Consider the following 21,257-nt stretch of genomic DNA (forward strand, 5'->3'; position numbering starts at 1 on the left):
GCATGCCGGGCTCCGCCCGCCCGGCGTGCCTGATCCCGTGTGTATCCAGGAAGGAGAACCCCTCCCCATGACCGGATCCGCCCCTTTCTTCGTCAATCATACCATCCGCCTGACCCGCACCGAGGTGCTGGAGGCGCTGCGTGGCGCGGCCCTCAACCGGGCGCGCGAGACGCTGCGGCTGGTCGAGCCGACACCGCGCGGGGTGGAGATGGAAACCCGCCTGCTCTCCGGCGCCATGGTCGAGATCGACGGCGCGGCGGTGATGATCGAGGGGCGCCTGCCGGAGGATCTGGCCGCGCTGCTGCGCGCCGCGCCGCTGCCGGCGCCGGCCGCCGCGCGCGGGCGGGGCGAGACGCGGGGCGACAGCCCGGCCGACCCCTCGGCCGAACCGCTGGTGATGGCCTGAACCGGCCCTTCCGGCGGCTCTCTGGCCGGCCGGGCGGCGGGCGCGGAACCGCGGCCTGAGGCCAGGTCCGTGCTGGCCCTCGGGCCGGGGGGAAGGGTTTGCAGCGTCTCCCATGACGTTGCGAAATATCATGATTAAGGCGGCAAGGCGATGCATGCGCGGGGCTCGCCCACCGTTTTTGCGTCCCCCGCGCGGATCGGCTCTTGCCGTCGGGCGACAGGGCCGGTTTTCTGCTCACGAAAACGAGAGCGCGCCAGGACGGCCCGCGCCCGCCCGATGGAACCCCAGGGGGAGACCTCTCCGCGGGGCCAGGGCGGGGGTGGCGCGGAGAATGGCGGCACGAGGACGGCAGGCATGGTGACGCGTGTGCGACCCGGGCGGGATGGCACCTGGCAGGTTGCGGTGGGCCAGGGCCCGATGAGCTTCCAGCGCGACGCCTTCCCGGACCGCGCCGCGGCCGAGGACTGGGCGGCGATGGCGACGCTGGCCGCGCGCATGTGCATGATCCGCATCGGCACCAAGCGCTTCCTCGGCACGGCGGCGGAGGCGCTGCGCCGTTGGGCGATCGACCAGGGCACGCTGCCGCGCAGCGAGGGCGGCACCCAGGTCGCGCCGCTGCAGCGGCTGGAGGCGCTGATGGCCGACCCGGATTGCGCCCTGCCCCTGGCGGCGCTGCAGCCTTCCGACCTCGCCGCGCTGCGCGCGCGGCGGCTGGAGGCGCTTGGCTCCCACGCCGCCATGCTGGCGGAGCAGGCGGCGCTGGCGGCGGCGCTGGAGCATTTCCGCGAATTCCATATCCCCTCGCTCGACGACCCCTTCGCCGAGCTGGCGCCGGACGGGCTCTGCGTGCTGGACGATGCCGCCTGTGCCCAGGCCATCGCGCGGGCGGGGCAGATCCATGAGTCGCTCGGCACGCTGGTGGCGCTGATGCTGACCACGGCGGCGCCGCTGCCCGCGCTGCTGCAGTGCTGCAATGCCCAGGCCGATGCGCGGGCGGGGCTGCTGCACCTGCCGGGCGGCCCGGCCGTGCCGGTGCCCTCGGAACTGCTGCCCCCGCCCTCCGCCCTGCCCACGGCGCCACTGCTGCCGGGGCTGGAGGCGGCGGCGGCGCGGCGCGGGCTGGAGGCCGTGGCGGCCTATCTGGACAAGCCCGGCCTCGACCCTGACGCGCTGCGGCTGACGGCGCTGACCCAGGTTCTGAACCAGGGCCAGCACCTGGACGAGATGCTGGTGCTGGCCGGGGCGCGCGGCTCGCTGGTGAGTTGAACACCGGCATTGCGAAAATCATTGCATGGATTGTGCGAAAAACGTAGGAGAGAGAACCGAGCGGCCGCCTCTGCCGTGCTTCCTAGAATGGGATTCGACATGAGCATCTTCGGCAAGCCCAGCGGCGGGGAGCCGCGCATCACCTTCGAGCGCTTCGATCTCTCGGCGGAGGGCGCCGATGGCTTCGACAATGCGCCCCTCTCCCGCCCCGTCGCCGAGCGTGCCCCGCCCGACAGGAGCTTCCCTGACCGGCATTTTCCGGACCGGGCTTTCCCCGAACGCGCCACCCCCGAGCGGACCCTGTCTGAGCGGGCCCTGTCTGAGCGGACCCTGGCGGACCGCGTCCTGGCCGAGCGCCCGGCGGCGGAGCGGCTGGAGCCGCGCATCGAGCGCGCCCGGGGCGCCGCCGCGGCCAGCCCCGCCGGCACGGCGGTGATGCTGATCGCCGCCGATAGCGAGGTGGAGGGCCGGCTGCGCAGCCGTGGCGTGGTGCGGGTGGAAGGGGTGCTGCGCGGCAGCATCCATGCCCCCGTCGTGCTGCTGGAGGCCGGCGGGCTGATCGAGGGCACGGTGACGGTGGAGCGCGCCAAGCTCTGCGGCACGCTGCGCGGCACGCTGCTGGCGCGGGAGATCGAGATCCTGCGCACCGCCTCGGTCGATGCCGAGCTGGTCTATGACGAGATCTCCGTCGAGCGCGGCGCGCGGGTGCGCGGCCTGCACCGCCAGCGCGACCCCGAGCCGGTGGCCGAGCCCGCCACGCCCGAACTGGCCGGGACCCTGCCCACCGACACCCTGGCCACCGAGGCCCTGGCCGGCGCCGCGCTGCCGGCGGAGATCCTGCCGGGGGCCGCCGAGGCCGCGGGCAACCCGGTGGTGCTGGCCGCCGCCGCCGCCAGCACGGCGGCGCTGGTGGCCGAGGCCGAGGCGGCGCTGCAATCCCTGGCCTCCGTCAGCCAGGCGGCGGCCGAGGCCGTGGCCGAGCTGGCCGAGGAAGGCGTGACCGACCTCGTGGCGCTGGAGGCTGAGCTGCGCGCCGCGCCGGATGAAATCCTGCTGGGCAAGCCGGTGCTCGGGCTCAACCCGCTGGCGCCGTCGCCGCTCTCTCCTCCCCTGGCCACTCCCCTGGCCTGATCTCCGGGCGGCGATGCAGAGGCAGTGCTCCGGGCGCGGCTCTGCCGTGCCCGCGCCGGCCTTTCTGGCCTGGCCCGGGTTCCGGGAAGGGAACGCTCTGTCTGTCGGGGGGGATCCCGCCTTACCGGTAGAGCGGCGTGAGGCCGGGATAGGGAATTTCCGCCAGGCCGCGCTCACGCAGCAGGCGGTTCGCGGCACGGGTCACTTCCTTGGGCCCGGCCTGGAAGCCATCGAGAACATAATAGCCGTTGCGCAGCGGGCGCACCCGGGTGCCCAGCACGCAACAGGCGTACTGGATCGGCGTCATCTCGTCCTCCACCTCCGAGAAGCTGGAGAGGAAGGGGGAGGTCTCGCGCCCCTTGCTGGCGCGGCTCAGGACGCGCTTGGCGCGGCGCTGGGCATACCAGGGCTCAATCCCGAAGGCGCGGGCCAGGCTGTTCACATCCTCCCCCGCCAGGAGCCTGCGGTCGAACTCGCCGCGCAATTCCACAGCCAGGGCACGCCGCCGAACCTGCTGCCGTCGCTTCGGTGCCGTCTGAAAAGACCGGTCCTCATCCTCGCCCACAGCGTCTTCCCTCTGTGTCCGCGTCTCACGACGCGATCCGGGTTGCTCCTTCTGGAGATCAAGGAGCCGTCCCTTCTGGAGGCCGGGTTTGGCGCACGTTATGCGAAAATTTCCTGATTCCTTGCTAACGTGAGGGGAGCGAAGAGCGCGCGACTCACGATTTTGGGAGCAAAAAGCTCATGAGCATGGATGGCGTGCCAGCTGTCGGGGGGCTCCCGGCGGCGGGGGCGGCGCGGGCGTCTGGCCCGAACACGCCGCGCCGGCTGGCGCAGCAGCTGGAGGCGAGCTTCGCCGCCGAATTGCTGCGCGCGGCGCGGCCCAGCCAGAAGGAAGGCCTGGCCGGCCGCGGCACCGGCGGCGAGGCCTTTGACAGCTTCATGGACCAGGCCCTGGGCGATGCGCTGGTCTCCAAGGGCGGGCTGGGCCTGACCAAGGTCCTGGAAGAGACGATCGCCGCGCGGGCCCGGCCCGGGCACCCCGCCTCTCAGGCCACCCAGACGACCCAGGCCGCGCAGGACACCCCGGCCCCGCAGGCGATGGCCCCGCAGGCTGTGGTCCCGCAGGCGCCGGCCGCCCAGCCCGGCGGGGTGCGGCCATGAGCGCCGTGACCCAGGCCGCGCGCCAGTTGCAGCGGGTGCTGGAGCAGGAAACCGCCGCCGCCCGCCAGGCCCTGCTGCCCGAGCTGCGCCGGCTGATCGAGGAAAAGCGCCGCGCCGTCGCCGCCATGGGCGAGGTTGGCGCGCCCTCCACCCCGGAGGAGCGCGAGGCGCTGCGCAGCATGATGCTGGCGGCGGAGGAAAATGCCCTGGTGCTGGGCGCCGTGGCCGGCGCGCTGGAGGGCATCCGCGACCGGCTGCGGCGTGACCTCGCCCAGGCGGCCGATCCCGGCCTCTACGGGCCGGGCGGGCGGCCCAGGCGGCGGCCCCCCCGGCATACCCTGGCCGCCAGCATCGACAGGACCGCGTGATGGCCACCCTGACCCGCGCCCCTGCGAAAAGCGCCGATGCGCTGTTGCCCCAGGCCGTCGCCCTGCACCAGGCCGGCCGGCTGCAGGATGCGGAGGCGCTCTACCGCGAGATCCTGCGCCAGCAGCCGCGCCAGGCGGATGCGCAGAACCTGCTTGGCCTCGTGCTCTACCAGCGCGGTGACCACGCGGCGGCGCTGCCGGCGTTTCGCCGCGCCCTCGTGCTGCGGCCGGGGGCGGGGGAGTTCCACCGCAACCTCGGCATGGCGCTGCGCGCCACCGGGCAGCTGGCCGAGGCGGCGGCGGCGACGCGCCGGGCCGTGCAGCTCCTGCCCGCGGCGCCGGAGGGGCATTGCAACCTCGGCAATATCCTCGCCGATCTCGGCCAGGCGGAGGAGGCGGTGGCCGCCTACCGCGCGGCGCTGGCGCGGCATCCGGGCTTCCTGGTGGCGCGGCAGGCGCTGGTGCGCCAGCTCATCCAGCTCGCCCGCTACGCGGAGGCGGAGGAGGAGCTGCGGCAGATCCTCGCCGCCCGGCCGGGCGATGCCCAAGCGCTCTACGAGCAGGGCCGCGTGCTGCTGGCGCTGGAGCGGCCGGAGGAGGCGGAGGCGGCGCTCCAGGCCGCCCGTGCCGGCGGCCTGGACGATGCGCGGCTCTGGCTCAACCTCGGCATCGCGCAGCAGGATCTGAAGCGGTGGGAGGCGGCCGAGGCGGCCTACCGCGCCGCGCTGGTGCGCGATGCGGGGCTGGCGGAAGCCTGGTTTGGCCTGAGCGTCGCCCTCCAGGAAAGCGAACGCAAGGCGGAGCGCCTGCCGGAAATCCGCGCGGCCTTGGAGGAATCGCTGCGCTTGCGGCCGGGTTACATGGCCGCCTGCCGCAACCTTGGCCGCGTGCTGATCGATCTGGAGGACTATTCGGCGGCCATCGCGCTCCAGGAAGAATTGCTGGCCAAGAACTCGGATGATCCTGAGGCGCTGACCGTTATCAGCAATGTTCTGACCGAACTGGGCCGGCAGGACGAAGCCTTGCCCTATGCCGAGCAGGCTCATGCGCTGGAGCCGGGCAGCACGGCGACACGCACCAATCTGGCGCGGCTCCTGCTGACCAACGGCATTTATGGACCTGGCTGGGATCTTTACGAATTTCGTGAACGCGATGCGGAGGATGGCCCGCATGATATGGGCCTGCCGCAATGGGATGGCAGCCTGTTGCCCGATGAGGGGCGCGTCCTGGTCTGGCGCGACCAGGGTATTGGCGATGAAGTGATGTTCTGCAGCATCCTGCCGGAATTGCTGGCGGCGGGACATCGCTTCACCCTGATGTGCAACCGGCGGCTCCAGCCCATCCTCGCCCGCGCGCTGCCGGAGGCGCGCTTCCTGCCGCATGGCCCGCCCAGGCCGGATCTGCTCACGCCCGATGTGCGCGCGCAGATCTGCATGAGCAGCCTGCCGCGCCTGTTCCGGCGCGATGCCGATTCCTTCCGCAACCAGAAACCCTATCTCTCGGCCGATCTGGTGAAGAGCTGGGCGCTGCGGAGCCGCTATGCGGGGGGGACGGTGACGGTCGGCCTGTCCTGGTACACGCTGCATCCGCAGACGGGGCGGTATCGCTCCGTGCCGCTCACCGCCTTCGCGCCGCTGGTGGAAGCGCTGCCGGGCGCGCGCTGGGTCAGCCTGCAATATGGCGAGGCCGATGCGCTGCGCGAGGAGATCGCCGCCTCCGGCCTGCCGGTCCTGCTCGATGAGGGCGTGCATCCGCAAAGCAGCCTGGAGGACGCCTTCGCGCAGATTTCCGCGGTTGACCATGTGGTCACGATTGACAATTCCGTGGCGCATATGGCGGGCGCCATGGGCAAGGACGCGCATGTCCTTCTTCCAGCCGTTGTTGATTACCGCTGGGGTTTTCAGAAAACGGAAAGCGTTTGGTACCCGACATTGCGGCTGTGGCGGCAGAGCCGGAGAGGTGAATGGGATGTGACAATCCAAAATCTTGCTGAATTTGCCGGCAAGAATTTCATTCCATAAAAATTTTTGTTGATGGATGAGGAATTTCGGCGAGAGGTCTGGCACAAAACGGCCTTGTCCCCGGATTTCGCATGATGCTAAAAATAAGCATCGCTGCGGCCGCAGGAGGCTTAAATCGCTGCGATGATCGCGTCAGAAGGCGCTCCCAGAACCGGAACCCTCGAAGGGCGCAAAAATGGTTAGCTCTATCCTCACCAATAATGGCGCGATGACGGCTCTGCAGTCGCTGCAGGCGACGCAGAAGAACCTGCTGCAGACGCAGAACCGCATCTCGACTGGTCTGAAGGTTTCGACGGCGAAGGACAACGCGGCCACCTGGGCGGTGGCCACGACGATGCGGTCCGACATCGCGAATTACAAGCAGGTCGGCGAGAATCTCTCGGTTTCCTCCTCCATCCTGTCGACGGCCGAGACCGCGGCGACCCAGATCGCCGATCTGGTGAAGACGATCCGCACCAAGGTCTCCTCCGCCTCCAACCCGGCGGTCGACAAGAGCCAGGTGCAGGCGGACATCGACTCTGCGCTCGATCAGATCAACACCATCGCCTCGGCCGCCGCGATGAACGGCGTGAACCTGGTCGATGGCGGCACCTCCTCGCTGCGCATCCTGAGCTCGGTCAACCAGGTGAACGGTGTCTCCACCGGCTCCTACCTGACCGTCTCCGGCCAGAACCTGAAGATCGAGGACGGTTCTCTGCTCGAGGACCTGCAGAACCTGACGGTTCTCTCGCGCGCGGACCAGACCTTCACCAACACCAATGACGGTGTGGAGAAGGTGACGCTGACGGTCGGCAGCGCCACCAGCGGCCTGAACGTCAATTCGGGCAACTACCTGAACTTCGACTATATCGATGCCGATGGCACCGAGCGCACGCTGACGGTGAAGGCCACCGAGGACATCAGCAGCGTGGCCGACCTGGTCACCTACCTGAACAGTGACACGGGCTTCAACAAGCTGTTCAAGGCCGACCGCGTCTACACGCAGGGCACGACGCTGGACGCCGCGCGGATCACGATCAGCGTGCTGAACCGTGATTCCGAGATCCAGCTGGGCAGCTACTCCACCGGCACCGCCGGCCTGACGACCGAGGCCCGCACCTTCAGCACCGCGCTGGTCATCAGCACGGGCACGGGCTCGGCCGGTAACTTCCTGACCACCGGTTCGACCACGGGCGCCTCCTTCACCAGCCTCGATGGCGGCTTCCGTCGCCTGGACGTGACCTTCGTCGATGGCGGCCTGGAAATCGGCGACACCTTCAGCATCAAGGTCGCCAACGGCTTCAGCACCTCGCTGAGCGCGTCCGCGACCGCCACCTACATGCTGAAGGTTGTCGATGACGGCTCGACCACCGGCCAGCTGCTCGTGGGTGATGCCGCCTACAGCAACACCGACAACGTCTTCGTGATCGCGGTCGCGGCGGCCGATGTCTCGGCCGATCTGCACCCGAACCTGACCGGGATCCAGCTCGCCGGCTATATCCAGACGGCGCTGACCACCGGCGCGACCAATGTGGCGACGGCCGCCCAGGGCCTGAATGACGCGACGGCCGACTTCTCGACGGGCACCTTCCTGGCTTCTGGTGCCGCTCCCGCCGCGGCGACGGCCGGCACCGACTTCGCGGTTGCCGTTGACGCCACGACCGGCCTGCTGAGCATCATCAACGCCAGTGGCGTTGATACGCTGCAGGTGCTGTCCTTCAACTCGTCGAAGACCGACTACGACGTGCTGATGTCGAAGATCGACACGGCGACCACCAACGTCCAGAACGCCGCGGCGGCCTTCGGCACGGCCGGCAATCGTGTTGACCAGCAAAAGGATTTCCTTAGCAAGCTGGTGGATACGCTGACGACGGGCCTCGGCGCCCTGGTGGATGCGGATATGTCGGAGGAGGCGGCGCGCCTGCAGGCCCTGCAGGTGCAGGAGCAGCTGGGCACCCAGGCGCTCTCCATCGCCAACTCGGCGCCGCAGACGATCCTGCGTCTCTTCCAGTAAGAGGCCAGGGGTGACGTGGCGACCCCACGTCACCCGGGCTGAGGTGGCATCCCCTGGGAAGGGCCGGCCGGTGCAAAGCCGGCCCTTCCTGTGGATGTCGAGTTCAGGAGGGTAGTGCCGGCGCCCGGCCTGCGCGTGACCGAGGAAGAATCCGATGCTGAACGCTGCCCAAGACGACTCTTTCCAGATCCCCTTGCAGCGACCTCGCGGCGCGGCCCAGGCTTATGGCTCCGTGATCCGTGGGACCGAAGATCAGCGTGATATCGAATACCGTGTCCTGGCGCGCGTGACGGCGAGGCTGGAGGCCGCCATGGCCGCCGATGCCGGACCCGCCGCCATTCCCCACGCCATCCATGAGAACCGCATGGTCTGGATCACCTTCGCATCCGATCTGGCCAGCAGCGAGAACACCCTGGACGAGGCGATCAAGGCGCGCCTCCTTTCCCTGGCCCATTGGGTCATGGGAGAAAGCGACCGCGTGCTGCGCCAGGGCGGTACGGTCCAGGCCCTGTGCGATGTGAACCGTGCCATCATGAGCGGCCTGAAGCCCGCTTCCCCTCCAGAAGGGATCATTTCTGAAGGGACGGAGCCCGGCTGATGTCGCTCATCCTGAAGTTGGCGCCAGGGGAAAGGCTTTTCATCAATGGCGCCGTCGTCACCAATGGCGACCGGCGCGCCTATCTGATGGTGGAAACCAAGGCGCAGATCGTGCGGGAGAAGGATGTCCTTCTCCCCGCTGACGCCAACACGCCTGTGCGGCGCGCCTATTTCGCCGCGCAGAACGTCCTGCTGAACGCCCAGTCCTCTCTGGGCAATATCGATACCTTTCTCGAACAGGTCGAAACCCTTCGTGGTGTCTTTCTCAAGCCAGAACACCTGAATCTTCTGGATGAGGCGGAGATGCACATGCGCCAGGGCAACACCTACCGCGCCCTGGCCGCCTTGCGTGAACTGGTTTTGTACGAATGCGTTCTGCTCGAAATGGATCCACCGCCGCGCTTCCGCCGCGGCGTGGCAGAGCGTCCTCCGGCACCAGCGTCTTCCGTTTCAATGAGGCACAATGCGAGCGAATCGAAAACGGTTTGATTCCGTCATGGTGGGATATAACGGGCGAAACCTGTTCAACTCAGCCTGAGAGGCGAACATAGGAGCATAGGACATGATCGAAGCAACGCAATCGGTGAAGCAGCAGACCTCAGCGTCTGAGAACGCCTACAGGGTTCTTCCCCGCCCCGCTGACAGCGCAGAGCGCACACCCGCCACCCCTGCCACAGGGGAGGTCCTCGTCGCCGAGCGCCAGAAGCAGATCACGGCGGTGATCCCGAGCTTCGATATCCGTCTCGACCTGGCCACCATGCAGCTCTACACCGAGATGCGTGACCCTTCGACGGACCGTGTCCTGCTCCGCCTGGCCGCCGGCTACAGGCCGCAGTCGCAGGAAAACGAAACCTCGCGCGACATGACTTTTGCATGACCATCAATGCCGTCACGGTCGGGATCCCGACTGGTTACGCCGGATGGAAGCTCCTCCAGACGAAGAGCTTGAAGGACTTCAAAGCCTTCAGCCAGGATGCCTCGCTTCAGCGCGACATCGCGTATCTGAAGGAAAAGCTCCCGACCAAGCTCACCGCCGAGGATCTTCTGTCCGACCGACGGCTGCAAACCATCGTCCTGACAGCCTACGGGCTGGACGGGCAGGTGGGCTATAACGGGATGATGAAGAAGGTGCTGGAGAGCAATGTCAGCGACAGCTCCTCCTTCGCCATGCTGATGACCGACTACCGCTTCCGCCAGATCGCCAAGGATCTGAACTATGGCGGCATCTCCATCCCCGCCATCCCCGCTGTGCCGTCGAGCCTGAGCGTGCAGGTCGAAGGCGTCATGGCGGGGCAGAGTTTCCAGAGCGCCAGCGGAACCTTCGGCGGCATCAAGGTTTCCGATGTCGATCTCTCCGGCCTGACCAAGCGCACCGATATCGCCGCCGCCCTCCAGGCCGCCTTCCGCAAGGCCGACAAGGGCAGCGAGGATATCTCCGTCACCGCCCTCGGCATGAAGCTCATTTTCACCGATGCGAAAGGTCGCGGCACCGGCACCGTCTCCTTCACCACCGACGAAAACAGCACGCCGCGCGCCTATCTGCTGGAGCAGACCAAGGGCAGCACCGAGATCGCCGCCAGCGGCGGCCCGAAGGTGACCGACAGCACGACCATCAACAGCATCGTCGAGAAATACACCCAGGCCCGCTTTGAATCCGCCCTGGGCGAAAGCTCGGACACGCTGCGCCACGCCGTCTATGCCAAGCGCATGCTGCCCAACGTCACCAACTGGTACAGCGTCATCGCCGACCGCAACCTGGCCGATGTGGTGCAGACCGTCCTTGGCCTGCCCAGCAGCTTCTCCTCCGTCGATGTCGACACCCAGAAGGAGATGCTGGAGAAGCGCATGGATATCGCTGACTTCCAGGATTCAACAAAGCTGCAGAAGCTGCTGGACCGCTACGTGGCCACCGCCAGCACCCAGGAAAGCGCCGCCGCCGCAGCCTCCGGCGCCGCCGCGCTGATCCAGCCGATTTCCTGGGGCGGCAACGGCTTCAGCGGCGAAGCCGCCTCAGCGCTGATCTCCATCCTCTACAGTTCCTGATCGCACTTCTCCGCCTCCCCTCTCGCCATCTGGCAGGTTCCGCCGTGCGAAAAACAGATGATGTCGCGAGGGGCGGCGGCGAAGCCTCCCGCCTGCCCTCTGCCCTGCGCGCCGTGACGGATTGGGCAGAACTGGCGCCCCTCCTGCCGCAACTCGCCACCTCCGCCGGCCAGGCCGAGGCCGAGGCCCTGGGCGAACTCCTGCCCCGGCTCTGCATGGGGGCGGACAGGCGGCTCAAGATCAATCTTGCCCTGCTCTGCCAGCTGGCGCGGCTGATGACAGCGCGGGGTCTGCTCCTCAGCAGCCCGGATTGGCAGGAACTGGCGCGGCAGATCACCACCCACATCGCCGCACAGTCCGGCCAGGCACCTGGGGACCACATGATCCTGGCCCTGGCCGTGCGCGGCCTGACCGAAGGGCGCATGGCCACGCTGCGCTGGGCCTTGGGCCATGCCCTCGGCCCCTCCATCGGCAGTGCCGATGCCCTCAACTGGTACAAGATTCTGCACCACGCAGGCATCCTGGCCGATGAGGTGCAGGCGGCGGAAATCGCCGGCGCCTTCAGCGGGATGCTGTCTTACGGCGATGTCAGCGCCGTGGCGCGGCTGTTGCTGGTGCTCGGCATGACGCAGCAGCGCAGCATGGCCTATCTGCGCGCCGTCTTTGAAGGTGCGGCGCTGCCGGCCATGCTGAACAGCCTGAAACGGGACAAGACGGATACCGCACTTCAGATCGAACAGTTCCTGGCCACGCACTGGCTGCCCCGCCATGAATGCGAGAGCCATTACGACCAGAGCTACCGCCTGTGGGCGGGGGCCTTTGCCCGCGCCGGGCGCGCCGCCGGGCGCGGCCTGCCGCGCCTGCCGGAGCCAGGGCCAGAGAGCCGCATCGGCTTTTTCCTGCATCAGGCTTCCACCCTGTCGCATGTGATGTGCTTCCACGATGCCATGGCAGCCGCCCGGCGTGCCGGGCGCCCGCTACCCGCCGTGCTCTACATCTGGCATGGCCACAACGCCGAACTGAACGCCATGATGCGGGCGCTCGACGTCGAAGTCGTCGAGATGGAAACCCTGCCCGGCCTGCCATCCAGCCTGACCGAGCGCTTCCTCTGGCTGCGGCAAAGGCTGGCGGCGGACAAGGTCGGCCTGCTCGTCTGGCTCTGCGTGCCCTGCTGGCAGTCCTTCGCCTTCTCGATGCGCCTCGCCCCACGCCAGCTCTGGTGGTCGATGAAATACCACCCGGCGGCGGTGGAAGGGGCGGATGTCCTGCTCAGCCTGCATGGCCGGGCGCGGGAAAAGGCCGTCTGGCACGGGCGGGAATGGCAGACCGTGCCCTATACCGTCCTGCTGCCGCCCTATGCCCCGCGCGCGGAGGAGGTGGCGGCGCTGCGCGCGCCTTTCGGCGATGCGGTGATCTGCTTCACCCCCTCCCGCCCGGAGAAAATGCTGGACCTGGAATTCCTGGAGACCGTCGTGGCCATCCTGAAGGCTGCGCCAGAGGCCATCTGGGCCTATCCGGGGCATGAGGACACGCCAGCCATCCGCGAGACCTTCGCCGCCGCCGGGCTGGCGGAGCGCGTGCGCTGGGTGGGCTGGGTGGACACCGCCCTGTGGGGCCATGTGGCCGATCTCGTGCTGGACAGCTTCCCCCACTCCACCGGGCTGACCGGGGCGCAGGCCATGGCCGCCGCCACGCCGGTGCTCTTCCGCCTGCTGCCGGAGGGGCATGATGGCTTCGGCATGTTCGACATGCTGCTGGGCGACCCGCTGCGCCGCGGCCTGGGGCCAGAGGCGGAGCGCCAGGAGATGGCCGCCACCTTCACCGCCGCCGATGGCACGGAACTGCTGATGGCCGCCGAAACGCCGGCGGACTACGTGGCCCAGGCGCTGCGCCTGATCCGCGATCCCGCCCTGCGCGCGGCCAGCGGCGCCGCATACCAGCGCTACGCCGGGCGCTGGCTCTGCGACACCGAATTGCTCGGCAATCGTTTTGCCGATGTCCTGCTCCATGCAAAAAATCAAAAGACTCAAAAAGAGGCTTGATGCATGGATGGCTTGCAGACCGGTCTGGCCCTGGAGCTGGCCCCGACGCGGGACAGCTTCGATGCCGCCGCCATTCCTGGCTTCCGCGCGGCCCTGCAGGCCGCCTATCGCCGCCTGACGGCGGCGGAGCGCCTGGAGGCCAGCCAGCAAAGCCAATCCCTGCGCTGGCACAGCCGGGCCTGCCCGCTCTGCGCCAGCCAGGCCGGAGAGCCGGTGGCCGGCACGGGGGAAGATGTCGTCCGCTGCCGCTGCTGCCACCTCCTCTACCGCGACCGCATCCCGGAGGATGACCAGTCCCGCCTGCGCTTCGGCGAGACGGAGGCCATGGCCGCCTTCCACGCGCTGAAGTCGGAGCCGCTCTATGCGCAGCTGGAGGCGCGCAAGAGCCGCTATGTGCTCTCCCGCCTGCTGGAGCATGCGGGCACGGGCGGGCGGCGCCTGCGGCTGCTGGAAATCGGCGCCTCCAGCGGCGTGCTGCTGCGCGCGGCGGCGGAGCGCGGCTGCGTGGCCCTCGGGCTGGAGCCCAACCCCGGCTTCGCGCAGGAGGCCCGCGCGCTGGGCGGCAATGTGGTCGAGGGCTTCTTCCCCGATGCCCTGCCCGACCAGGCGCGCTTCGACCTGATCATCTCGATGGATGTGCTGGAATATATCGAGGACCCGGTGGACTCCCTGGTCCGCATGGGCCGCCATCTGGCGCCGGGCGGGCGGATCGCCGTGCAGGTGCCCAATGCCGCGCACCCGCTGGTGGCGCTGCAGGGCGCGCGCAGCCCCATCTACAAGCCGGGCCACATCACCTTCTTCGAGATGGAGACGCTGATCACCGCCGGCTATCTGGCCGGCTTCAAGGCCGTCCACGCGGAGACCTACATCTCCGAGGTGGACCGCCTGCTCTCCTGGCCGGATGAAGCCCTCTGGCCCGCGCTGCACGCCCAGGGCTGGACCCCGCGCGACCGGGCCGAGATCACCGCCGAGGCCCTCTTCGCACGGGATCTCGGCTACAAGCTCTTCGTGGTGTTCGGGCGGCCTGGAGAGTAGGAAGAGTCCTGTTCTTTTTTGGAAAAAAGAACCAAAAAACTCTTTTCAGTTCAGCGTCCCGCTTCAGGCCTGAGGCGGGACGCCAAACGGAAAGAAAGTCTTTTTGCTTCTTTTTCTTCAGAAAAAGAAGATCATCCCTTCAGGATATCCTTCAGCCGCGCGAAAGCCTCTTCCGAACCGCTGCGCTCATCGATGCCCTGGCCGAGCAGGGCTTCCAGGGCGGGGTGGCGTTCGATCGCGGCATCCACACCGGCATCGCTGCCCTGGCGATAGGCGCCGAGGCGGATCATCTCCGCCATGTCGGCATAGGTGCCGATCAGGCGGCGGGCCTGGGCGAGCAGGGCGTTTTCCTCCGGCGTGTGGCAGCGCGGCAGGGCGCGGCTGACGGAGCGCAGCACATCGAGCGCCGGCCAGCGCCCGCGCTCGCCAATGCGGCGGTCCAGCACGATATGCCCGTCGAGAATGCCGCGCACGGCATCGGAAATCGGCTCGTCATGGTCATCGCCATCGACGAGCACGGTGAAGATGGCGGTGATGTCGCCCTCGCCCTCCGGCCCCGGGCCAGCGCGTTCCAGCAGCGCCGGCAATTCGGTGAAGACGGAGGGGGTGTAGGAGCGGGCCGTGGCGGGCTCGCCAGCGGCCAGGCCGATCTCGCGCTGGGCATGGGCGAGGCGCGTGACGGAATCGAGCAGCAGGAAGACCTGCTTGCCCTCGGCGCGGAAATGCTCGGCCACGGCGAGGGTGGCCATGGCGGCGCGGCGGCGGGCCAGGGCCGGCTCGTCCGAGGTGGAGACGACGACGACGGCGCGGCGCCGCCCTTCCTCGCCCAGCGTCTGGTCGAGGAATTCGCGCACCTCGCGCCCGCGCTCGCCGATCAGCCCGACGACGATGACATCCGCCTCGACGAAGCGCGCGAGCATGCCGATCAGCGTGGATTTGCCGACGCCGGAGGCGGCGAAGATGCCGAGGCGCTGGCCGCGGCAGACGGGGGTGAAGATGTCGAGCGCGCGCAGCCCCGTCTCCAGCCGCTGGCCGACGAGGCGGCGGGTCAGGGCGGGCGGCGGCGGCTGGCGCAGCAGCGCGCCGCGCCGGCCCTGCGGCAGGTGGCCCAGCCCGTCCACCGGGCGGCCCAGGCTGTCGATCACCCGGCCCATCCAGGCATCGGAGGGGTAGAGGCGCAGCGGCTCTTCCAGCCAGAGGCGGGCGCCGGGGCTGAGCCCCTCGGTGCCGCCTTCCGGCACGGCGATGGCGCTGTCCGGCGAGAAGGCGACGAACTCGCCATGGACGGGCGGGCGGCCGTGGCGCTGCACCCGCATGCGGTCGCCGATCGACACCCCCTCCCCCAGCCCGGTGACGGAGAGCGCCGCGCCGCGCACGGCGGCCAGGGTGCCGTAGCGCTGCCGCGTGGGCAGGCGGGCCAGTTGCGCGGCGGTATCGCCCAGGGCGGTGGAGAGGAGAGGCGAGAAGGTCATGAGGCCGCGTCACTCCGCGCCAGGAGGGGATTGGCCCGCGAGCGGGCGCGGAAAATTTATGCGAAAAATTCAAGCCCGACAAGGCCGTTCGGCCCCCTGCCCCGGCGGCCGCCACGGCCCCGGGCCAGCTTTGAGGCCGCCCGCGCGGTGGTGGGGGGCCGCCCCACGGTGGTCACACTTATGCGAAAAATCTCGACATAAGGGGCCATGGGCGCTATTGCTCCGCAGGACAGCCAGAGGGGCAACCGGATCCATGCTCGACGGCATTGACGTCTTCCGCATCTCTGGGGCGCGGATGCGCCAGCTGGCGGAGCGGCAGAATGTGCTGGCGCAGAACATCGCCAACGCCGACACCCCGCTCTACCGCGCCCGCGATGTGAAACCCTTCCAGTTCGACAGCGCCCTGCTGCGCAACCAGCCGGGCCTGCCCTCGCTGCAGCTGGCGGCGACGCGGGCGGGGCATCTCGGCCTGTCGCGCAACGGCGTGACCATCGCGGCGGACAAGGCGCAGTCCTACAGCGAGGATCCGGACGGCAACACCGTCAACATCGAGGAACAGATGGTGAAGCAGGCCGATGTTCTGAAAGCCTATGACCTGACGACGCTGGTCTACCGGCGCGGCACCGCGCTGCTGCGCACCGCCGTGGGTGGCCGCTGATGATCCGCACCGGCCCCATCACGGGCGCGGGCCCGCTCACCCAGGCGATGGCCACCGCCGCCTCGGGCATGAGCACGCAGGCCACGCGCATGCGCGTCTCGGCCGAGAACATCGCCAACGCCACCTCCACGGCGGGCACGCCGGGCGGCGATGCCTACCGGCGCAAGCTCATCACCTTCGATCGCGCGGTGGACCGCGCGACGGGCGCGCAGCTCGTGCGGCTGGACCAGGTCCGGCCCGACCAGCGCGACTTCCGCACGCAGTTCGACCCCTCCCACCCGGCGGCGGACGAGCGCGGCTATGTCAAGCTTCCCAACGTCGATGTCCTGATCGAGCAGGCAGACCTGCGCGCCGCCGGGCGCAGCTATGAGGCCTCGATGGCCGTCATGCAGCAGGCGCGCTCGCTCTACCTCAAGACGCTCGACATCCTGAGGTCCTGATCCCCATGCCCAATGCTCTCGCCGCTGTCCCGCCCGTCTCCGCCGCCGTGCGTGCCTATGGCACGACCTCGACGCCGGCCGGGGATTTCTCGACCATGGTGGGCGATGCGGCCCGCGCCTCGCTCAACACGCTGCGCCAGGCGGAGGTGACGAGCGCGCGCGGCGTCGCCGGCGCCGCCGATGTGCAGGAGGTGGTGCAGGCCGCCGCCTCGGCCGAGCTGACGGTGCAGACCATGACGCAGCTGCGCGACAAGGTGCTTGGCGCCTACATGGACGTGCTGCGCATGGCGGTCTGATCCGCCCCGATATTTCCGCGCCGGAGAACTGACGCGATGCAAGAAGGCGACGTCATCGAGGTCCTGCGCAGCGGCTTCTACGCCACCATGATGGTGGCGGGGCCGCCGCTGCTGGCCGCGCTCATCACCGGCGTCGCCGTCTCCGTGCTGCAGGCGCTGACGCAGATCCAGGAGATGACGCTGTCCTATGTGCCGAAGATCGTGGTGACCCTGGTGGCCACCATGCTCTCCCTGCCCTTCGGCTTCGCGGCGCTGCGCTCCTACACGGAGGAGATCGCGCAGCTGATCATCGGGCTTTAAGCGCCATGGAGTTCTTCCGCAAGCTGCGCCTGGGGCTGGGCCACCAGGACCTCCTCTTCGCCGCCGCCATGGTGGTGCTGCTGGCCGTGCTGGTCCTGCCCATGCCGAAATGGCTGGTGGATCTGGGCCTCGCCACCTCCATCACCCTCTCCGTGCTGATCCTGATGGTCGCCATCTGGATCGAGCGGCCGCTGGATTTCTCGGTCTTTCCCACCGTGCTTCTGGTGGCGACGCTGCTGCGCCTCGCGCTCAACCTCGCCACCACGCGCCTGATCCTGGCCGATGGCCATCGCGGCCTCGACGCGGCGGGCAGCGTCATCCACGGCTTCGCCGTCTTTGTCGTGGGCGGCGACTTCATCATTGGCGTCATCGTCTTCGCCATCCTCATCATCGTGAACTTCATCGTGGTGACGAAGGGCGCGGGGCGCATCGCCGAGGTGGCGGCGCGCTTCAGCCTCGACGCCATGCCCGGCAAGCAGATGGCCATTGATGCCGATCTCGCCGCCGGCACCATCGACGACACCGAGGCCAAGCGCCGCCGCAAGGAGCTGGAGGACGAGAACTCCTTCTTCGGCGCCATGGACGGCGCGTCGAAATTCGTCCGCGGTGACGCGATCGCGGCGATCATCGTCACCATCGTCAATATCCTGGGCGGCATCGTCGTCGGCACGCTGCGGCATGGCATGCCGATCAGCGGCGCGGCCACCACCTATGTCACCCTGGCGGTGGGCGATGGCATCGTCTCGCAGATCCCGGGGCTGATCGTCTCCGTCGGCGCCGGCATGCTGGTGTCCAAGGGCAGCGTGCGCGGCTCGACGGACAAGGCCTTCATCTCCCAGCTCGGCGCGCAGCCCAAGCCGCTCTACCTGGCGGCGGGCCTGGCCGGGCTGTTCGCCGTGCTGCCGGGCCTGCCCTTCCTGCCCTTCATGGCGCTGGGCCTCGTCGCCGCGGGCGGCGGCTGGCTCGCCCAGCGCAGCGTGCAGCGCGCGGCGGCGGCGGCCGAGGCGGGCCTGCCGGCCGAGACCCCGGCGCGGGAGGAGACCATCGCCGAGCTGATCCGGGTGGACGATGTCCGGCTGGAACTGGGCATGGGCCTCGTCTCCCTCACCACCGGGCGGCAGGGCGGGCTGACCGAGAAGATCAAGAAGCTGCGCCGCTCCTTCGGCCTGGAATTCGGCTTCGTGCTGCCGGCGGTGCGCATCAAGGACAATATGGACCTCGCCTCGGGCGAATACTCGATCCAGGTGCAGGGCGTGGAAGTCGCGCGCGAGACGATGATGCTCGGCCGCCTGCTCGCCTTCGCGCCCAATGGCCAGGAGGTGGGCATCCCCGGCGTCGACACGCAGGAGCCTTCCTTCCGCATCAAGGCGCGCTGGATCGAGCCGGCGATGCGCGAGGTGGCCATGGCCCAGGGGCTGACGGTGGTCGATGTCGAGACCGTGCTGATCACCCACATGTCCGAGGTGCTGAAGGGCTACATGTCCCAGTTGCAGACCTATGCGGCGACGCAGAAGCTGCTGGAGGGGCTGGAGAAGGAGCACCAGCGCCTGGTGGGCGAGCTGGTGCCCGGCATCCTGCCCATGGCCACGGTGCAGAAGGTGCTCTCCATCCTGCTGGCCGAGCGCATTTCCATCCGCAACCTGCCGCTGATCCTCGAGGCGCTGCACGAGGGCGCGACCTTCACCCGCAATGTCTCGATGCTGACCGAGCATGTGCGCCAGCGCCTCAGCCTGCAGATCTGCCGCGGGCTGGCGCAGGAGGATGGCTACATCACCACCATCCTGCTCTCGCCCGAGTGGGAGCGCGAGGTGGGGGCCGCCATCGTCGAGGAGGGCGAGCAGCGCAGCTTCGCCATGGCCCCCTCCAAGATCCAGGAGCTGGTCAGCCTGACGCGCACGCGCATCGCCGAGTCCGCCGCGAAGGGGGACTGGCCGGCGGTGCTGACCTCGGCCGGGGCGCGGCCCTTCGTGCGGCACCTGGTGGAGCGCATCAACCCCACCATCGCCGTCATCTCCCATGCCGAGGTGCACCAGCAGGCCAAGCTGCGCACCGTCGGCACCATCTGAGGCCGCCGCCCCGTGGAGGCGGCGCTCGGCCTGGAATCCTGGCTCTCGGCGGAGATCTACCGGCTGCTGCTGGTGTTCTGCCGGGTGTCGATGACCATGATCCTGATGCCCGGCTTCGGCGAGATCATGATCCCCGGGCGCATCCGCATGATCGCCGCCCTGGTGGCGGCCTTCTGCATCGCCCCGCTGGCCGGGCCGGCGCCCAGCCCGCCCGGCGCCATCGCCATGGCCGGGGCCATCGGCATGGAGGTGGTGGCGGGGGCCTTCATCGGCACCCTCTCGCGCATCCTGCTCGCCGCCGTGCAGATGGCCGGGCAGATCATCGGCCAGAGCATCGGCCTCAGCAACGCCTTCGCCTTCGGCATGGGGGCGGACAATGCGGCGCTGCTGGGCTCGGTGCTCTATGCCGGGCTGCTGGTGGCGCTCTTCGCCATGGACGGGCACCATGCCGGGCTGCGCGCCCTGGCGGACAGCTACAGCCTGATGCCGCTCGGCCAGCCGCTACAGGCGGCCCCGGCGGCGCGCGCCCTGGCCGATGCCACCGCGACCTCCTTCCGGCTGGCGATGCAGCTCAGCATGCCCTTCCTGGTGCTGGCGGTGCTGTTCAACGCCGCCCTGGCCGGCATCAACCGCGCCATGCCGGCCATGCCGGTCTTTCTGATCGGGGCGCCGGCGCTGCTGATGGTGGGCTTGTACCTGATGCGCGAAACCATGCCGGCGCTGGTGACGGAGATGCTGGGCGCCTATGCCGAAGCCTTCCTGCTGCGGCGCTGAGGAGACGCCATGGCGGAAGAAACCGGCCAGGAAAAAACACTCGACGCCTCCTCCCGCAAGCTCCAGCAGGCGCGCGAGCGTGGCGACCTGCCGATGTCGCGCGAGGGGGCGAGCGCGGGGCTCTACCTGATCGTCCTGCTGCTGATCTGGATGGGCGGGGGGGCGATCAGCTGGCGCTTTTGCCTGGTGCTGATACCCATGCTGGAACAGCCGGAGGCCTTCCTGGAACTCTCCGGCGAGGGCTACCGGCAGGCGGCGCGCAGCGTGGTGGAGGCGCTGACGCTGGCGCTGCTGCCCGTCTTCGGGCTGCTGGTGGCGGGCAGCCTGCTGCCGCACCTGATGCAGAACAACGTGGTCTTCGCCCTGGAGCGGCTGGAGCCCAAGCTCTCCAACCTCTCCATCATCGCCGGGCTGCGGCGGATGTTCGGGCTGAAGGGGATCTTCGAGTTCTTCAAAGGTCTGGTGAAGGCCGCCGCCGTGGCCGCGGTCTGCTGGGTGGTGGGCATGCCGCTCTATGAGCAGGCGGCGCAGCTCACCGGGCTGGACCCGGTGGTCTTTCCCGGGCTGGTGGTGCAGGCGCTCTCCGCCATGCTGCTGGCGGTGACGCTGGTGGCCGCCGTGGTGGCGGCGGGCGACATCACCTTCCAGCGTTTCGAATATGCCCGCCGCCAGCGCATGACCCACCAGGAAATGCGCGAGGAACTGCGCACCACCGATGGCGACCCGCATGTGAAGGCCGCGCTGAGGAAGAAGCGCCGGCAATTGTCGCAGCGGCGCATGCTGGCGGATGTGCCAAAAGCCACGGTCGTCATCACCAACCCCACCCATTTCGCCGTGGCCCTGCGCTATGAGCGGGGGGAGGATGCCGCCCCCGTCTGTGTCGCCAAAGGGACGGACCGGCTGGCCCGGCGCATCCGCGAGAAGGCGCAGGCCGCCGGCGTGGTGGTGATGGAGGACAAGCCCCTGGCCCGTGCCCTCTATGCCTCGGTGGAGGTGGGCGACACCATTCCCCCCATGCATTTCGAGGCGGTGGCCAAGATCATCGGTATCGTCTGGGCCCAGAAGGGGATGCAGAAGGGGCGGCCGCGGGCGGCAAGGGCCTGAAACAAAAATCTCGCTGCGTCGCAAAAAATAGACAAGATCGATTGACGCGAGACACCCCCCTTGCGAAATAGGAGGCATAAC

22 protein-coding genes are annotated in these 21,257 nt (G+C 68.9%); 20 read left to right on the top strand and 2 right to left on the bottom strand.

What is annotated here, in order from left to right; all coding sequences use genetic code 11:
* The first annotated feature begins 67 nt into the window (after positions 1-67).
* From NON00_RS08310 to NON00_RS08320, 3 genes are all read left to right on the top strand, one after another.
* The gene (locus NON00_RS08310; RefSeq protein WP_256019683.1) at positions 68-406 is read left to right on the top strand and encodes a methionyl-tRNA synthetase; all 339 of its coding nucleotides are present in this window, start codon (positions 68-70) and stop codon (positions 404-406) included.
* Positions 407-760: 354 nt separating this feature from the next.
* Positions 761-1,672: a hypothetical protein gene (locus tag NON00_RS08315; protein ID WP_256019686.1), complete on the top strand. Its 912-nt coding sequence runs from the start codon at positions 761-763 to the stop codon at positions 1,670-1,672.
* Between the two features lie 99 nt (positions 1,673-1,771).
* The gene (locus tag NON00_RS08320; protein ID WP_256019689.1) at positions 1,772-2,803 is read left to right on the top strand and encodes a polymer-forming cytoskeletal protein; all 1,032 of its coding nucleotides are present in this window, start codon (positions 1,772-1,774) and stop codon (positions 2,801-2,803) included.
* A gap of 121 nt (positions 2,804-2,924) precedes the next feature.
* Here NON00_RS08320 and NON00_RS08325 read toward each other — a convergent pair whose 3' ends face one another.
* Positions 2,925-3,368 carry a hypothetical protein gene (locus tag NON00_RS08325; RefSeq protein ID WP_256019692.1) on the bottom strand — a complete coding sequence of 148 codons (444 nt, stop codon included), beginning with the start codon at positions 3,366-3,368 and terminating at the stop codon, positions 2,925-2,927.
* A 179-nt stretch (positions 3,369-3,547) separates the two neighbouring features.
* Between NON00_RS08325 and NON00_RS08330 the strand changes: the two genes are divergently transcribed.
* The 10 genes from NON00_RS08330 (at position 3,548) to NON00_RS08375 (ending at position 14,066) form a co-directional block, all read left to right on the top strand.
* Positions 3,548-3,967, top strand: coding sequence for a rod-binding protein (locus tag NON00_RS08330; protein ID WP_256019695.1), 420 nt, complete (start codon positions 3,548-3,550; stop codon positions 3,965-3,967).
* Positions 3,964-4,335, top strand: a complete 372-nt coding sequence (locus NON00_RS08335; RefSeq protein ID WP_256019698.1) for a hypothetical protein — start codon at positions 3,964-3,966, stop codon at positions 4,333-4,335. Before NON00_RS08330 ends, NON00_RS08335 begins: the two co-directional genes overlap by 4 nt.
* Positions 4,335-6,356 (top strand): tetratricopeptide repeat protein, encoded by a 2,022-nt coding sequence (locus NON00_RS08340; RefSeq protein ID WP_256019700.1) that lies wholly within the window; start codon positions 4,335-4,337, stop codon positions 6,354-6,356. The genes NON00_RS08335 and NON00_RS08340 overlap by 1 nt, the downstream gene beginning before the upstream one ends.
* Positions 6,357-6,531: 175 nt before the next feature.
* Positions 6,532-8,349, top strand: a complete 1,818-nt coding sequence (locus NON00_RS08345; RefSeq protein ID WP_256019703.1) for a flagellin — start codon at positions 6,532-6,534, stop codon at positions 8,347-8,349.
* A gap of 154 nt (positions 8,350-8,503) precedes the next feature.
* A complete protein-coding gene (flaF, locus tag NON00_RS08350; RefSeq protein WP_256019706.1) occupies positions 8,504-8,947 on the top strand; it encodes a flagellar biosynthesis regulator FlaF in 444 nt (147 codons plus the stop codon).
* On the top strand, positions 8,947-9,435 hold the full coding sequence (locus NON00_RS08355; protein ID WP_256019709.1) for a flagellar biosynthesis repressor FlbT: 489 nt from the start codon (positions 8,947-8,949) through the stop codon (positions 9,433-9,435). Before flaF ends, NON00_RS08355 begins: the two co-directional genes overlap by 1 nt.
* A gap of 73 nt (positions 9,436-9,508) precedes the next feature.
* Entirely contained in the window at positions 9,509-9,823 is a 315-nt protein-coding gene (locus tag NON00_RS08360) for a hypothetical protein (protein WP_256019712.1), read from the top strand.
* Positions 9,820-10,989 (top strand): DUF1217 domain-containing protein, encoded by a 1,170-nt coding sequence (locus NON00_RS08365; protein WP_256019714.1) that lies wholly within the window; start codon positions 9,820-9,822, stop codon positions 10,987-10,989. The genes NON00_RS08360 and NON00_RS08365 overlap by 4 nt, the downstream gene beginning before the upstream one ends.
* A gap of 44 nt (positions 10,990-11,033) precedes the next feature.
* Positions 11,034-13,031, top strand: coding sequence for a hypothetical protein (locus tag NON00_RS08370; protein WP_256019717.1), 1,998 nt, complete (start codon positions 11,034-11,036; stop codon positions 13,029-13,031).
* Between the two features lie 3 nt (positions 13,032-13,034).
* A complete protein-coding gene (locus NON00_RS08375; RefSeq protein ID WP_256019720.1) occupies positions 13,035-14,066 on the top strand; it encodes a bifunctional 2-polyprenyl-6-hydroxyphenol methylase/3-demethylubiquinol 3-O-methyltransferase UbiG in 1,032 nt (343 codons plus the stop codon).
* Between the two features lie 131 nt (positions 14,067-14,197).
* Here the strand turns inward: NON00_RS08375 and NON00_RS08380 are convergent, their stop codons facing one another.
* Complete coding sequence (locus NON00_RS08380) at positions 14,198-15,538, bottom strand: FliI/YscN family ATPase (protein ID WP_256019723.1); 1,341 nt, start codon at positions 15,536-15,538, stop codon at positions 14,198-14,200.
* A gap of 253 nt (positions 15,539-15,791) precedes the next feature.
* On the opposite strand from NON00_RS08380, the gene NON00_RS08385 reads away from it, so the two are divergent.
* Genes NON00_RS08385 through NON00_RS08415 form a run of 7 tightly spaced genes read left to right on the top strand, consistent with a single transcriptional unit; the run spans position 15,792 to position 21,176 of the window.
* Entirely contained in the window at positions 15,792-16,196 is a 405-nt protein-coding gene (locus NON00_RS08385) for a flagellar basal body protein (protein ID WP_256019725.1), read from the top strand.
* Entirely contained in the window at positions 16,196-16,636 is a 441-nt protein-coding gene (flgC, locus tag NON00_RS08390) for a flagellar basal body rod protein FlgC (protein ID WP_256019727.1), read from the top strand. Before NON00_RS08385 ends, flgC begins: the two co-directional genes overlap by 1 nt.
* A 5-nt stretch (positions 16,637-16,641) precedes the next feature.
* Positions 16,642-16,932 (top strand): flagellar hook-basal body complex protein FliE, encoded by a 291-nt coding sequence (locus NON00_RS08395; RefSeq protein ID WP_256019731.1) that lies wholly within the window; start codon positions 16,642-16,644, stop codon positions 16,930-16,932.
* Between the two features lie 36 nt (positions 16,933-16,968).
* Positions 16,969-17,232, top strand: coding sequence for a flagellar biosynthetic protein FliQ (locus tag NON00_RS08400; protein WP_256019734.1), 264 nt, complete (start codon positions 16,969-16,971; stop codon positions 17,230-17,232).
* Positions 17,233-17,237: 5 nt separating this feature from the next.
* The gene (gene flhA, locus NON00_RS08405) at positions 17,238-19,298 is read left to right on the top strand and encodes a flagellar biosynthesis protein FlhA (RefSeq protein ID WP_256019738.1); all 2,061 of its coding nucleotides are present in this window, start codon (positions 17,238-17,240) and stop codon (positions 19,296-19,298) included.
* A 12-nt stretch (positions 19,299-19,310) separates the two neighbouring features.
* Positions 19,311-20,072, top strand: coding sequence for a flagellar biosynthetic protein FliR (locus NON00_RS08410; protein WP_256019741.1), 762 nt, complete (start codon positions 19,311-19,313; stop codon positions 20,070-20,072).
* A gap of 9 nt (positions 20,073-20,081) precedes the next feature.
* Entirely contained in the window at positions 20,082-21,176 is a 1,095-nt protein-coding gene (locus tag NON00_RS08415) for a flagellar biosynthesis protein FlhB (RefSeq protein ID WP_256019744.1), read from the top strand.
* The last annotated feature ends 81 nt before the right edge of the window (positions 21,177-21,257 follow it).

Origin of the sequence: Roseomonas sp. GC11 (assembly GCF_024437745.1) — a bacterium.
In the GTDB taxonomy this organism is placed as follows: domain Bacteria; phylum Pseudomonadota; class Alphaproteobacteria; order Acetobacterales; family Acetobacteraceae; genus Pseudoroseomonas.